This window comes from Sphaerisporangium sp. NPDC051017 (assembly GCF_040683095.1).
In the GTDB taxonomy this organism is placed as follows: Bacteria; Actinomycetota; Actinomycetes; order Streptosporangiales; family Streptosporangiaceae; genus Sphaerisporangium.
This window is the reverse complement of sequence record NZ_JBFBCI010000037.1, coordinates 1-13,241: the sequence shown is the minus strand read 5'-3', so window position 1 is coordinate 13,241 and position 13,241 is coordinate 1. Positions and strand designations below refer to the sequence as shown.

The following is a 13,241-nucleotide window of genomic DNA, read 5'->3' as shown; positions in this document are numbered from 1 at the left end:
CCCGCCCGCCGCCCACGCAGCATCCCCGGGCCCTCAAGCCCGGGGAGCGCGTCAAAGGTCATCCGGCAGTAGCCGGAAGGCCTTGTGCGGGGTGAGTGGACGCACAGCGCGAAAATCGCGCCGGTCCAGCGTCAAGACAGTGTCGGTGCGATAGTCGGCCGCGAGCGCGATGTTCACCGCGTCCGCGAGGTCCAGGTCAAGTGCGGCGTAACGCCGCTGAACCTCCTGCGCCGTATCGAGAACTTCCGACGTCGCCTGTGGGACCAGGAACCGCATCCGGCGGACCTGCTCGAGGATGAACACGATGATCGCCGTTCTGGCGGCGACCCCGAACCGTACTTTGGCCATGTGGTCGACCTCCGCCAGGACAAGCGGGGAAACGATCACCGTCCCGGCGTTTCGCAGCACGTCACGGCACACAGGTGCTTCTACGGCACCTCGGTCGGACGCCGCGATGATGCCGGATGTGTCCGCAACGACGATCATCGCTCGACTACGCTACGAGCGACCGTGGCCGTGACCTCGTCCTTGGTAGCAGGTGCCCCGCCCCCGTCGAAGGTCGGCCAGTCGAAAGGCTCGTCCCAGACACGGTTGGCCATGGCGGCGAGGTGGATACCCTCACGGATGATCTCAGCCTCCGACACCCCGCGCTGCTTGGCCGCTTCCTTGATCAGCGCCAAGTCCTCCGGATCGGCGTAGACGTTCGTTCTCTTCATCGACATGTACCAACGCTAACACATGTACCGTACTTCTATCAGGAGGGTGTCTAGTGTCCTGCGTCTGAAGTTCGGCCGGTAAATCCAGCGCGTCTTCTACACCGCGCCGCGCCGACACCCCTGCCGGTTTCGAGTTGGTGTGCGACGGCGGCGAGCGCTTGCGGGTAGGTGGTCCGGGCCATGGCCCGCGCCGACCGGATCACGGTGTGCGCGGGCCGCTGCCGCACTCTGTCACCCCGCCCAGCCCTGGAAACGACCCGCGCTCCTGGCGATGTCCTCGCTCCGCTCGGGAAAACGGGCGGTCGCTCCGCTCGGACTGTGTTTAGGGCTGCCGTTGCTCTGGAACCGACGCGCGGTCGAAGGCGAGGTCATGCTTCACCGCCCATTTGGCCCACACGACCGTGCCGGGCCGTCCGTCCCGGGAGATGATGCCGAACTCGCCGGCCAGGGCCTCCACGATCGCGAGTCCGCGCCCACGGACGGCATCCAGCCCCACATCGAGTTGCCGAGGACGTCCCGTGCCGTGATCGGTGACGCGTACGCACAGCGCACCCCGTGTCCGCCATAGGGAAAGCCGGATCGGTGGCCCGCCGTGCGAGACGGCATTGCCGAGAAGCTCCCCGGCCACCAGCACGACGTCATCGGCCAGTTCTGCGAGACCCCAGGAGGTGAGGGCCTCCTGGACCCGATGCCGGACGCCGCACACCGCCGCCAGGTCGTAGGGAATGTCCCAGGCGGCCGAGCGCAGCCTGCCAGGAATCGTGATCATCTGCTCTACTCCAAGACGGGGGTTCAGGGGCCTTCCGTTGATCGCTCGCTGCCCGCGAGAGGTCCTCGCTCCGCCTGCGGAAAGGGGCCCGCTCACCTCGTGGAAACGGGCCTCGCTCCGCTCGGGCTGTGTTTTCGAGGGCTGCCGCTGCTTCGGCACTCTTTTAGGGCCCACGGTGAAGTCGTGTTTCGCTGTTCATAAGGCCAAAATGGCCTCGTCAGACCCTTTGGTCGTCATGAGGGCGGTCGCCTTGAGGGTCGTCCGGCCCGTCCCGGTATTCCAGCCAGGCCAGCACCAGACACACGACGGTGAACAAGCCGGCGACCACCAGCGCCGTGACATCACCGCTGGTGAGCCCCTGAGCTGAGGGCATGGGTGTGTCTTCCTTCTAAGTTCTCTGTGCCGACCACGCGAATGAGCGACACATGGCGTCGGCTGGTATCGGTAACGCGGTGGGCCTGGTCTTGGTGGCTCAGACCCACCGCGCGTCTAACGGGCCCAGCCGTGGCTCATGCCGCCCAGGGCTGCCGTGAGCCCGTCGATGGTCCCGCTCCAGGCTGCGACGGCATCGCACCCAACTCGGCCTCACGCATCTGCGCACGCAAATCGACGGCGTCGCGCGCATCGACGATCAGCGGCTCGGAGCACCACGCGGCGATGGCGTAGAACCGGCGGCTCCACACCCCATACATCACATGCCACCCCGGTTCCAACTGATCGAGCTGAGCAGCCGCCGCCCTCTTGCCCTCGTCCCACCGCCCGGGGCGCACCTCATAGACCGGCCCGCCCAGCACGTGTCGCCCCGCCACCCGGCTCACGCTGTGACCTCGTGCCGATACGTCCTGCGCCGACCCGCCGGGGGTCGGTCGAAGGAACCACCCCGGTCGTATGGCGAGGTGGCGGGGACGGGTCGACGCTGGTCGGCCGACTTGGAGGCATGGCTGGGAGGCCGCCCGATCTGGATAGCTCTAAGGTTGCTCACGGGTCAGGACTCACTTCCTGATCAAGGAGCCCGTCGAGCGTTATCGGCGCTCGGCGGGTTTCCGTCTTTAGCGCTACATCAGCACATAGGCGTGATGATGCGAACACGTTGAGTTACGACCTCGACGTTAAAGCCGTCGTGATCTCACGCCCAGGGACGAAACCCACCACTCGCAGCAGTGCTGATACTCCGGCGTTAGTGCGCTACCCCCACGAAGTCTGCGAGCGCGTAGATACCGCGAGGAGGGCTCGGCCGGCCCAGCAACTCACGAACCACGACCTTGGCCAGCCCGGCGCGGCGTAGCCACTCCGGAGCCGAGCGCCGGACCGCGCGGAGCGTCTCGGTGGCGTCGATGTCGCGGTAGGTCTCCATCTGAGCTTGCGCCACGTCCAGCAGGAACGTCGCATTCCAACTGCTCGGCGTCTTGCCGGTCATGGGAACCCGCCTGGCGGCCTCAAGGGCAGCGCCCCATTCCCCTGCGGCGGTTTCCACCGATACCGCTTGCATGGCGACGGAGGTAGGCCCGAACACACTGACCCATCGATCGGTTGAGTCATCGCCGATACGTTGCGCAGCCGCTTGAGCGACGTTCAGCAGGTCTCTGGCGGTGTCGTAGCGGCGATGACGGGCATCGGCGACGGCCGCGGACAACAGTAGCCCGCCGTAAACGGCGACGTGGCTGTCGGCGGAGCTTCGGAACGTGGGCTCGATGGAGTCGGCCATCGCTATGGCCACGTGCGCGGAATCACCGAGCCTGCCGGTACGCATGAAGATCCATGCCACGCTGTTCGTGATCACAGCTGGTAGAAGAGGGTCGCCGGACGCTTCGGCGGCGGCACGAGCCCGGTCCAGGCTTAGCAGGGCCAGGTCCTCCATCTGCATGCGTGCCAGGAGGTGCGCACCCAGTTGGTAGGTCTTGGCGAGGACGCCGTTGGCCTGGGCGGCTGTGCCATTGGTGTGCTCGCGCACCGTGATGCGGGCTTCGGTCAGCAGTCGCGGGACCATCTCGCAGAGCTCGGCGAACTCTCCACGGTGGTAGCTTCCCCACGCGTCTTCGACCGAACGGCGTACGGCGGTGATGCCGGGAGCGGTGTCCTCCGCGTCGTCGTCGGCCGAGGGCAGGAAGTCGCCTACCGGCAGCAGCGCGCGACGCAGTGAGAGCAGATGGGGATCCTCTCGTTCTTCCTGGTGGACCACACCCAAGAGCAGTGCCGGCGTTTCCAGGCCGAGCGCGTTCGCCAGCGCGCTTATGGTCGAGAACCGAGCCGAGTGGCGCTGGCCCTGTTCCAGCTTCCGGATCGTATCGACGTGCACTCCGGCTCTCTCGGCGAGGACCTCTTGGTTCAGGCCCCGGTAGCGCCGCGCGACCGCGAGCCGCTCCCCAATGGACATCTCGGGGCGTAGGTCCATCGTGCCACCGTCGTTCACGGCTTCTCCCTTTGACGACGTCACCCTCGCTCCAGGCTACGGCGCAGGGATTTCCCGTGCCACAAACATCGCGCACACCAGCGGGCAGTGAGGACCAGCAGTGATCAGGTTCTCTGTCATCGCCTCACTGTGGCGAACGGCGTACGTCACATTCGATTCGTTCGCTTACCCGGCTTAGCACGATCAGGCGCCTGAAGTCTTCGCGTTCGGAAACGGTCAGCCCGGGGGCGGGGTGGTGATGCGCCCGCCGAGGAGCGGTTTTTGGAGGTGGGCGAGAGTGAGCGTGACCCCGCTGATCCTCGATGCCAGAGCCAGGGCGGCGGGCATGTAGTTGTCGATCTGGTCGCCGGCTGTCGGGTCGATGCCGAGCTCACGCAGGTGCCCGTCGAGATGGCCGGGAGCGGCACCCTCGCGTCGGCTGGGGAAGGCCGGGTCGAAGCAGGTGAGAACCTGTCCATCGGCGGCGTAGACGAGGCGGTTGTGAGCATAGTCGTGGCGGCTGACCGCGACGGCCTGCGCGCCGTCCCGCGACAGCTCTCGGAGCACCTCGGGGCGCGCCCCCTGCCAGCCGTACTTCTCCACCGCGAAGGTCCAACCTCCGAGCCCGAGCGCCATGACGAGGTCACACTGGCCGTCATTGGCCTGGAGACGCTCGTCCACGTCCTCGTCGGTGAGCGGGCCGATGTCCTTGGGCGCGACGCCGAACCGGCGCAGGACCTCACGCTCGTCCGGATGCTCGACGAAGGTGAGCGTGTAGATGACGCCCAGCGCCTGGAGGTCGTCCTGCCAGGCGTAGTCGTCGGGGGTCGCGCGCCCGTCACCCGGTTCCCGGACGGTGGCGCGGACCAGCTCAATCCGATCCGCGGCCGCGAGGGCGTCGGGATTGGCCGCAAAGAAGGCATCAACGACATGGGAGGCGATGCGGCCCCGCATGCTGATGCCCAGTCCCTGGGCCCGCCCCCATTCACGGATGCGAGTGCTCAGCTCCCAGGTCAAGAGGATGTGCGACACGCGCAGCGGGGAGACGTCATGATCCGGCATGGAAGAGAACCTATCGGCCGGTAGCAGGGCGTGTGGCGTTCATGGGGAGGCTGGTGACCGCACGGTCAATAGGTCGTGGAGTTCCCTCGCAGTTCCGAGCTTGTGAGCTTTGGCGGGGAAGGCGGAAAGGATCTGACCGGCCATGTGGCGTTGAGCGGCGCTCGCCGGACCCTTCTGGAGCAACGTGACGGCCTGTTCGAGACCAGCATTGACTTCGCGTTGCCGGATGAGGTCTGCGGATTGAACGAGACGCAGCAGCACAACCGGTCCCGGCGTATCCGAGGGTAGAGGCCAAGACCCCGCTCTATCGCCGTACTGGCCTGGTCATCTCCATCCGATGAGCGTGTAGACGCGGGCCTCATGCCACCGCAGGATGCTTGGAGGCTGGAGGCTTCCGCCTCGGGTGTGGGTCGAACCGTCGGACAGGCACTCGAAGGTATGGAATCCCCAGCGTCTATCCCTCCTGGGACCACTCCTTCCCCGACTACGTCGCCTGCGACATCCTGGGCACCCAGCGCCTCACCATCATCGAAACCGTATCGAGTCGAAGATCATGGAGTCTGATCGGCGGGACGGGACCGCTCGTTCCGCTGTGTCCGCCTGTACGGCGGTGCCGCACTAAGATCGCGTCCCATGCTTTCGGATGGCTTCTGGCGGATTATCAGGATTGGATTAGTAGGTCTGGTTCTTGCGGCGGCGGTAGCGGGCCTGGTGCTCGGCGACGCCTGGCTCTGGGTGGCCGTCGAATGGTCGCCGCCGACCTATGCGCAGTTCTACGCGCCCGGCGGGTTTGGCACCCCGACGGCTGTGGCGCTGCTCGTGGCCGCCCTGGTGAAGGCCGCGCTCCTGTGGCTGATCCTGCGTGCCCCCGCGCCGGGACCGCTGGACCGCCGGGCGAAGGCGCTGCGCCGACTGCTGTATCTGACGGTGGCGTACACCCTCGTGCTGTGGTACCCGATCGCGCTGCTTCCCGACGCGGTCGTTGCGGCATTCCGGCTCGCGCTGTGGACCGCGATCGACGTCCTCTACCTGCTCGTTATCCGCTGGCGGTCCGGCATGCTGCGCGCGGCGGCCGGAGCGATGTTCGCGGTCGAGATGGTCGGGATGGCCAACGAACTGCTCGACGAACTCGACCTCCCAGAGCTTGGATCGGGCGGCATCGTCGAACTGGCGTTGATACTGGGCGGAGTGGTGGCGACCATCATCACGGTCGTCGGGCAGCGGCGCGACGGCCGGTGGAGCCGCGGCACGCAGGCCGCCGGGTGGTTGTCGGTGGGCGTCTGCGCGCTGGTGATCCCGCTCAACGTTCTCTTCGGAAGGATCTCCAGCGGCAATCTGGCGATGCTGGTCATGATGGACGCGGTGGGGCTCGTCAGCACCGTGTGGATCGCGGCGACCGCCCGTGAACTGCCCGCTGAGGGCCGCCCGGCGGACCTTCCGCCCGCGCGGCGGCGCGTGATCCGCGTCGCGGTGGCGGCCGTGGCCGTACTGCCGATCATCGCACTGATCCACCCGGAGCAGACCCCACGCCTCACCTACACCGGCTGGTCGATGGACTGCTATGACCGGCCCAGTTTCGGCGACCTGAAACCTGTGGAACGCGACGCCGCGTTCCTGTGCCGGGGGCGGAGCACAGAGGGTGGAGTCCCGCCCATGTTCCCGGACAGCCTGTCGGATCAGGAGATCCTCGCGTATGGGCGGGCGCTGTGCCGTACACAGGACCGCGACGAGCAGAAGGCGATTCTGACGCGGGCCGGGAGCGCGCGGCCCGCCTGGGGCGCGGACCCGTGGGACCTCGTCTACGTCTGCCCGGAGATCGTCGGTGCGACCCATCCCGAGCTGCTGCGGTCGACCACGGAGACGGAGGCGGCGAACACCGCCTACATCGCCGAGGAGAACGCGAAGTGCCGCGACCCGTGGCCCCGGACGAAGGGTGTCGTCCAGGCCACGGCCAAATACTTCCTGTTCGTCGACGGCGACCCCGGCTATCTGGTCCACGACCCCGAAGACGAAGCGGCCGACGAGGCGGCGGAGCTGGCGATGGACAAGGTCTACGACGACACCGCCCTCATCGGGGTGGCCGGCAGCGTGGTGCTCATCGGGCACGTCGAAGACGTCGTTGATCTGTGCCTTACAGTGAAGGCCTTCCGCACCCCGCCGCCACAGCGGACGGCCGGGTGGTATCAGGTCAACGAGGTGCCGATCGTCAGCCGCAGCGGCCGGCTCACCGTGCCGGAGATGGGCGAGGGCGGAGACGTGGGCGCGGGTGCCCCGATGCCGAACCTGGCGATCGCGGGGAAGGGCCGCTACCGGCTCCGTGTCTATGTGCGGGTCGACGATGCAGGAGAGGAGCAGCACCTGGTCGTCGTGTTCCCGGGTGCGTCGAGGAAGAGGCTTACGCTGAAGCCGTGAGCGGTGGCGGGGCTCACACTTGATATCGATCAGGCACAGCGGTGGACCGACCGAGCCGCGGTGTGGGCGAGCGAGATCGACGATCATTTGATGCTGGCTCGGACGATGTTCCGCCGTAGCCAGCTCGCCGTGGCCGAGGGCCACGCCGGGAACGCCATTGGGCTCGCGGGTGCCGCCGGGCGGCTGAGCATGGAGCTTCCCGCGCCGATGCGCGCGGCCATCGTCCAGCAACAGGCACAGGGATATGCGTTGGACGCGGAGGAAGTGCGATGCCAGACCTTGCTGGATGAGGCGCAGACTTGGGCGGCTTCGGTCAGCGATGACGGCGATGCGCGAAGCGGGCACGGCTCCTTCTGCACGCATGCCTATATCGAGATCCAGAGAGCGCGCTGCTGGTTCCGGCTGCGCCGGGTGCGGCGAGCGGGTCGGGGAAACGGGTCGGCCGTGAGGCCTGCACCGCGCCCCGACCCGACTCAACCGGCAAGTTCTACCGGACCGCGCTGAATGCCTTCCTCAAGCGCATCAACACCTACCTGGTGCGCTGGGCGCGGCGGAAGTTCAAACGGCTGCGGTCGTTCAAAAAGGCCAAACGGTCGTGGACTGGGGTGCTGAATCGGCAGTCGGCCCTGTTCGCACACTGGGCCTGGATGACCGAGTTCTAACGGATTGGATGAGACGAGTGGAGTGACGAGAGACTGTCACGCTCCGTTCTGTGGGAGCCCGGAGGTGAGACTCCTCCGGGCCACCCGGCGCCGGAGGGCCTGGCCGGACCCGCTCACCTCAACCGGTACGTGCGGCTGCATTGGGGCGTGGAAAACCGCGGGCACCGGGTCCGGGATGTCGCCTTCCGGGAGGACGCCAATCAGGCCAGAACCGGCCAGCTCCCGCATGTGATAGCCGCGATACGAAACCTCGTCATCGGGGCGTTCCGGCAGAAAAGTATCATTAACCCCACGCCCGACGCCGCCACGCCTACGTCCCACACCGAATGCTGGCACTGTTCTCGCTATGAACAAATCCCCACAGATCAATTCAGATCCTCGATACGCCGGGGCCCTGGCTGGGTCACCGCTCAGCGGTCTACGGCAACCGGCCAGCGCTCAGTCATCCAATCGCGAAAATTCCAGACCAACGCTAAGACCCTGAGTAACGATCATTGTAGGATGCTCCCGATCGATCCACGGCCGATCCAGACGTATGCCGCCCTCGGCTTCTATCACTGCAAGCGTTACAGCTTCGCGGTAGTTTGGATCCTGATCATCGTCGTCAATATCGTACCGAAGGAAGAAGTCGGCGTACTGAGCCATCGGCCCCAACCCAGTTGCCCAGCCTTCACGTGGCTCATAAGGATCCCAACCGCCAACACAGGAACCGTCAACCCAGTGCAGCATGCTGAAGCTAGCGTTGACATCCCAGTATGCAACCCAGGCGCGGGCGCCGCGGCTGAGCGGCTCGATCATCTCCGGGAACATGCCGGCGAACCCGCCGATCTGCAATATGGATACCGCCGTCTCGGTTTCTTCGAAGGAAAGCGTGTTGCCGGGAGACATCGAGTATGCGTCCAATGTAGTCATGTTGCGAAGGTTTTCAGGCCGACCTCCGATCCGTGTCACGGCTTCGTTCACCGATAGCGCGCCGGACAGGGGCTGAACCACTATCCAGCAGATGCCATCCGGTAGATCGTTTGCGGCGATACCCAGATAAAGGTCGATCAGCTCGCTTAACATCGCTATCTCCTGATGCAGGTCCGACCAGAGCGCTCTAGCATTCCCTAGAGCGCTCTGGCCTTCATTCTACGGAACGGGAGGCGCCTGAGGCACCTTAGGGTCTACGAGGAAGAAATCGTATTCGGTTTTGCGGTTATCTCGGTCGACGCCGAGAATACGATTGTATTCATAGAAGAGTCTAAGCTGTTGACCGTCGTTGCCGTTGTTGCTCCACCAGACCGGGCGAACCGAGAAATTGCGGGCGTCCGGTTGGTTGATGCGCTCGGCCGACGTCCACGCTCCCTGCATAGTGGACTCGAACGGGAATTCGTCACACTCGTACACTTTTCGCTGATTGGGTGGAACCGGTATGGGGGGATTGCCTCTTGTGCCAGGCTTGCCGAGAACGGGATCGACAGTGTCATCGTACTCCTTGAAGTTTTTGCGGCATATGTCTCTCACCTTATCGTTGTTTTTCTCATTCCATTTCTTGTCGACGGAGCGGACGAGTCCCATCCCTGCCTTCCCCGGGATGGACTTGTCAGGGTCACGAGGTTGCGTCAGCTTCGGCAGGTTTAGAGCAGTCCAGATATGTGAAGGAACGTTCCGATATGCGGTCCGCACTTCGTCCTTGAGGTCCGGCTTTTCTGAAGACTTCGTCGGGTCGCCAGGAAGTACTTCACGGGTCTGGTAGATCGCTTGCGCCATATGAAAAACGCAGCCACTGCCAACGGTGCTGACTATGTACGATGCAGAGTCACATCTCACATCCGGGTAGGCGTCTGAGGACTCTGTGAACTTCGGTTGCGTCGCCAGAGTCGTGATCTTCGAATAGAAGCGGGGGTGGCAGTACTGGACCTTGTCGTCTCCCTTGCCGTTCTCTTCAAGAGATGCAAACGTCCATCTTACGTGCTTTCCCGCATCCCACTCAGACCATTTCGCCTTAAACGACTCGTCATTTGATATGAGGTTACAGCCATCGCCGGGCTGGCTATCTTTCATGCCGATTTCGATCTCAGCCCATCTTCTGTAGCCAGAATCGACGAACTCGAAATGATCGAGATAGGCATCGAAGGCGTAGATTCGAGCCCTGGTGCCGTGCGGATCGGACGCTTTGCTATTCGAAGTGTATCCGATAAGGGTCAGGGCGGAGTCGAACCCCTTTATTCGTAGTCGCGGTTGCCGCTGGTATTCGGCCGCCCCTAGATGCTGGATACCGCACCAGTTTTGCCGGCTGAGGTGGTACCCGCCTGGAGTGAAGAGACCGGGACCGATGGGCCGAGAAGGGGTGCGGGCTTGCGCTTCGTTGCGCCAGCATGCGTTATACAATGGATCGTCAGAGGGGGGAGCGCTGGCCAGGCCGCGCGCCTTCTGCGACGTATGGGGCGAGTCTATAGATTTTGGCGCACCGCGGGTCACGCTTGGTGTCGTGGCTGTGGTCTCAACACCGTCGCGAAGGGCGACAATTTCTTCGTTCGTGAGCCGCTTGTTGAACAGTCGTACTTCGTCAAGGTCACCCTGCATGCTTGCGCCAAGCGCCAGGGGTGCCTCTGCTGTCCAGGTAGGGAAGCTGACGGATTCGGTTTTGATCAACTTGCCGTTCAGATACATGGATGCCGTCTGAGCGGGAGCACTGTAGACGCCCGCGAGGTGGAACCACTCGCCCACCGGTGCTTCGACATCCGAAAGCACTCCCTCAACCGCCGCACCATCGGTGTCGGACTTGCTGAAGGTGAATACCAATCCATGAGCAGGGTCATTGCCCAGGCGGAAAGGAGTCCCATGACTTCCCCGCTGCTCGATGACCGCATAGTCGCCGTTCTCGTCGGCCCAGCGCAGCCATGCAGCCACGGTGAAACTTTCATCACTACGAATCACCGGGTTACCAGTTTGGGCGACGGGTTGTTTTTTCGGCTGGACGCTACTGATGACCCACCGCGTCAAGTCTGAGGTGAAGCTTACATCCACCCAGTAGTTGCCGGCCCCGTAGGTATTAGTGGGAAACTGAGAAGCCGCGCCGTAGCTGTACACGCCATTGCCGCCGTATATCTCTGTGGTAGCCGGGGCGTGCAGCGGCGGATTGTCCGTCGCCTTTGCGAAGTAGTTGCCGTCGAACGCGTAGTGGCCGCCGGGAGCGAAGTACGACGCAACATAGGTCGTTCCTGATGTCACCTGGACCGGTGCAGCAAAAATAAGCTTCTGCCAGCCTGATTCGGTCTCTTCTGTGAATGTCCCGGTCGCCAGTTTCTGCCCACCTGCAGTCCACAGGGTACCAATGTGTGTTCCGGTGTTCCCTGGCCCCTTATAGAACCGAACGCCTGTGATAAAGCCGGGCCTATCCGCAGTGAACTTCACCCCCAGCTCTAGTGAGTCGGAGTCTGTAGAGGCAGCGGTCCCAGGGGTAGCCGAGTCGAACAAGTGTGTGGTGTTCACCGTCGACAGAGCAGGATCGGGTTGGCTCTCGTTTGGAACGAACTCGACATCTACCCAGTAGTTTCCTCCATGGAAGCTGCCGGACGGCATCGCAGAGGAGGGGTTGTAGGTGTAGACGCCATTGCCGCCGTACGCGTCGGCGGTGGCTGGAGCATGCAGCGGAGGGCTGTCAGTGGCGGAGCTGAAGAAGTTATCGCTGAATGAGTAGTGGCCCTCGGGGGCGAAGTACGAGGCTACGTATGTCGCACCGGGGACCACCTGAACAGGGGCGGTGAAGGTAAGCCTCTGCCACCCTGACTCGGTCTCCTCAGTGAAGGTCCCGGTCGCCAGGTTCTGCCCTGAGGTGGTCCACAGGTTTCCGATGTGCGTTCCGGTGTTTCCCGGCCCCTTGTAGAACCTCACGCCCGTGATGAGGCCAGGCTTGTCGGTGGTGAACTTCACCCCCAACTCCACCGGGGCGGATTCATCGACCGCTGCGACCGCCGGGGCAGCCGTATCAGTGAAAAGGCGTGCTGGGGTGCTCGCAGGGACGCTTACCGCCTTCAGCACGGTTTTGACGCCGTCCGCTGCGACGTGGGTGAACTGGGTGGCAGAATCCTTGACTACTTTACTGGCGTCAGCGGGATCGGAGTCGTGGCGGTAAACGCCGTCCGCCTGGTGCTTGTAAGTGAGCTGAGAGCCGTCCGCGGCGGTGAACACCACGTACCCGCTTTCGGAATGATCCTCGAACGTCATACCCGACACCGGCGAGCTGCCCTCATGCCCACCTGTGGTGCCGGTGTTCGAAACGGCGTTTCCGCTCTTACCGGTTACCCACGATGCTGAATCACTCAGAGTGGCATCGTACCCGTGGCCTGTCGAGTCTGCCGCGCTTTTCCCGGTCCCTTCGTCGAACTTCCAACGGGCGCGTTCACCGTCTGGCGCATATCCAGCGCGAGTGGTGAAGGACCAAGAGAAGGCTGTCATCACATGACCAGCCGAATCTCGCGCGTCGGATACCTGAACTGAGTACTTCGTCGAGAAGGTCAGAGCTTGCTGTGGGGCAAACGTTATTCCCTTTCCGTCCTCGCTAGCGGTTGCGTGCCCGGGGATGGCTTTTCCATCAGCGTTTTTGAGAGTTATGCTCGCATCTTTGACGGCCTCGGTGAACATCACCCTCACGTCGGTATCGACGGGAACGTCGACGGCATCAACCATAGGGTTGGTGGTGTATACGGACGGAGCGGTGGTGTCCGGTCCGGGGGGTGGGTCAGAATCGTCGCTCGCTTCGTAATATCCTGGCCCCTCGTTTGGGTCTTTGAGCCATTCGAGCTGCTCGGGTGTGAGATCCGGAGGCGGTTCAAGTGAACCAGCATCCACTGTGAACCTTGCATCGGATACACGGCCGCTCTGTATCGATTCTTGATCGCTTACGTACGGGAATGTGGGAACGACATCGCTCTCCCTGGTCCTCATTTCTTCCATCTCGGCGACGGAAAGAGTATCCGAAGGCTTCTCGGACTGAATATAGGTAACCTTGTCGAGTATGAGAGGTTCATAGTCGACGAAGAGCAGGGGCTGGTGCGGGTGTGTTTCGCAGGCTGTGCCGTTGTTGCAGATGGTGTATTCGGTGGTACGGTAGCGGCGCCAGTTGGTGATGTCGGATTCGTTGCCCGCGGCGAGCTGGAAGCCGTAGTTCGGCTGGCCGTCTGCCCAGGCTTGAACGATGCCGTTGACCGAGTGGACGAGATCCCACTCTTTCTTGGCCCAGCTGG

11 protein-coding genes are annotated in these 13,241 nt (G+C 63.7%); 2 read left to right on the top strand and 9 right to left on the bottom strand.

What is annotated here, in order from left to right; translation table 11 throughout:
* Window positions 1-51: 51 nt before the first annotated feature.
* The 7 genes from AB0M95_RS25905 to AB0M95_RS25875 form a co-directional block, all read right to left on the bottom strand.
* Window positions 52-486 (bottom strand): PIN domain-containing protein, encoded by a 435-nt coding sequence (locus tag AB0M95_RS25905; RefSeq protein ID WP_363769504.1) that lies wholly within the window; start codon window positions 484-486, stop codon window positions 52-54.
* A complete protein-coding gene (locus tag AB0M95_RS25900) occupies window positions 483-722 on the bottom strand; it encodes a CopG family transcriptional regulator (RefSeq protein ID WP_363769501.1) in 240 nt (79 codons plus the stop codon). Before AB0M95_RS25900 ends, AB0M95_RS25905 begins: the two co-directional genes overlap by 4 nt.
* A gap of 316 nt (window positions 723-1,038) precedes the next feature.
* Window positions 1,039-1,485, bottom strand: coding sequence for an ATP-binding protein (locus AB0M95_RS25895; RefSeq protein ID WP_363769498.1), 447 nt, complete (start codon window positions 1,483-1,485; stop codon window positions 1,039-1,041).
* 217 nt (window positions 1,486-1,702) lie between these two features.
* Complete coding sequence (locus tag AB0M95_RS25890) at window positions 1,703-1,858, bottom strand: hypothetical protein (protein ID WP_363769495.1); 156 nt, start codon at window positions 1,856-1,858, stop codon at window positions 1,703-1,705.
* A 136-nt stretch (window positions 1,859-1,994) separates the two neighbouring features.
* On the bottom strand, window positions 1,995-2,303 hold the full coding sequence (locus AB0M95_RS25885; RefSeq protein ID WP_363769492.1) for a hypothetical protein: 309 nt from the start codon (window positions 2,301-2,303) through the stop codon (window positions 1,995-1,997).
* Between the two features lie 359 nt (window positions 2,304-2,662).
* Window positions 2,663-3,895, bottom strand: coding sequence for a helix-turn-helix transcriptional regulator (locus AB0M95_RS25880; RefSeq protein ID WP_363769489.1), 1,233 nt, complete (start codon window positions 3,893-3,895; stop codon window positions 2,663-2,665).
* Between the two features lie 216 nt (window positions 3,896-4,111).
* Entirely contained in the window at window positions 4,112-4,936 is an 825-nt protein-coding gene (locus tag AB0M95_RS25875) for a DUF6461 domain-containing protein (protein WP_363769486.1), read from the bottom strand.
* A 633-nt stretch (window positions 4,937-5,569) separates the two neighbouring features.
* On the opposite strand from AB0M95_RS25875, the gene AB0M95_RS25870 reads away from it, so the two are divergent.
* Entirely contained in the window at window positions 5,570-7,348 is a 1,779-nt protein-coding gene (locus AB0M95_RS25870) for a hypothetical protein (RefSeq protein WP_363769483.1), read from the top strand.
* Between the two features lie 3 nt (window positions 7,349-7,351).
* Complete coding sequence (locus tag AB0M95_RS25865) at window positions 7,352-7,852, top strand: hypothetical protein (protein WP_363769480.1); 501 nt, start codon at window positions 7,352-7,354, stop codon at window positions 7,850-7,852.
* A 596-nt stretch (window positions 7,853-8,448) separates the two neighbouring features.
* Here AB0M95_RS25865 and AB0M95_RS25860 read toward each other — a convergent pair.
* Together AB0M95_RS25860 and AB0M95_RS25855 are read right to left on the bottom strand one after the other, a co-directional pair.
* A complete protein-coding gene (locus tag AB0M95_RS25860) occupies window positions 8,449-9,075 on the bottom strand; it encodes a hypothetical protein (RefSeq protein WP_363769477.1) in 627 nt (208 codons plus the stop codon).
* A 66-nt stretch (window positions 9,076-9,141) separates the two neighbouring features.
* The coding region (locus AB0M95_RS25855; protein ID WP_363769474.1) for a DUF4082 domain-containing protein at window positions 9,142-13,241 on the bottom strand (4,100 nt) is incomplete at its 5' end.

Excerpts from the sequence above, each read along its gene's own strand:
- AB0M95_RS25905 (WP_363769504.1), bottom strand. The coding sequence starts at position 486 with ATGATCGTCGTTGCGGACACATCCGGCATCATCGCGGCGTCCGACCGA.
- AB0M95_RS25900 (WP_363769501.1), bottom strand. The coding sequence starts at position 722 with ATGTCGATGAAGAGAACGAACGTCTACGCCGATCCGGAGGACTTGGCG.
- AB0M95_RS25895 (WP_363769498.1), bottom strand. The coding sequence starts at position 1,485 with ATGATCACGATTCCTGGCAGGCTGCGCTCGGCCGCCTGGGACATTCCC.
- AB0M95_RS25890 (WP_363769495.1), bottom strand. The coding sequence starts at position 1,858 with ATGCCCTCAGCTCAGGGGCTCACCAGCGGTGATGTCACGGCGCTGGTG.
- AB0M95_RS25875 (WP_363769486.1), bottom strand. The coding sequence starts at position 4,936 with ATGCCGGATCATGACGTCTCCCCGCTGCGCGTGTCGCACATCCTCTTG.
- AB0M95_RS25870 (WP_363769483.1), top strand. The coding sequence starts at position 5,570 with ATGCTTTCGGATGGCTTCTGGCGGATTATCAGGATTGGATTAGTAGGT.
- AB0M95_RS25860 (WP_363769477.1), bottom strand. The coding sequence starts at position 9,075 with ATGTTAAGCGAGCTGATCGACCTTTATCTGGGTATCGCCGCAAACGAT.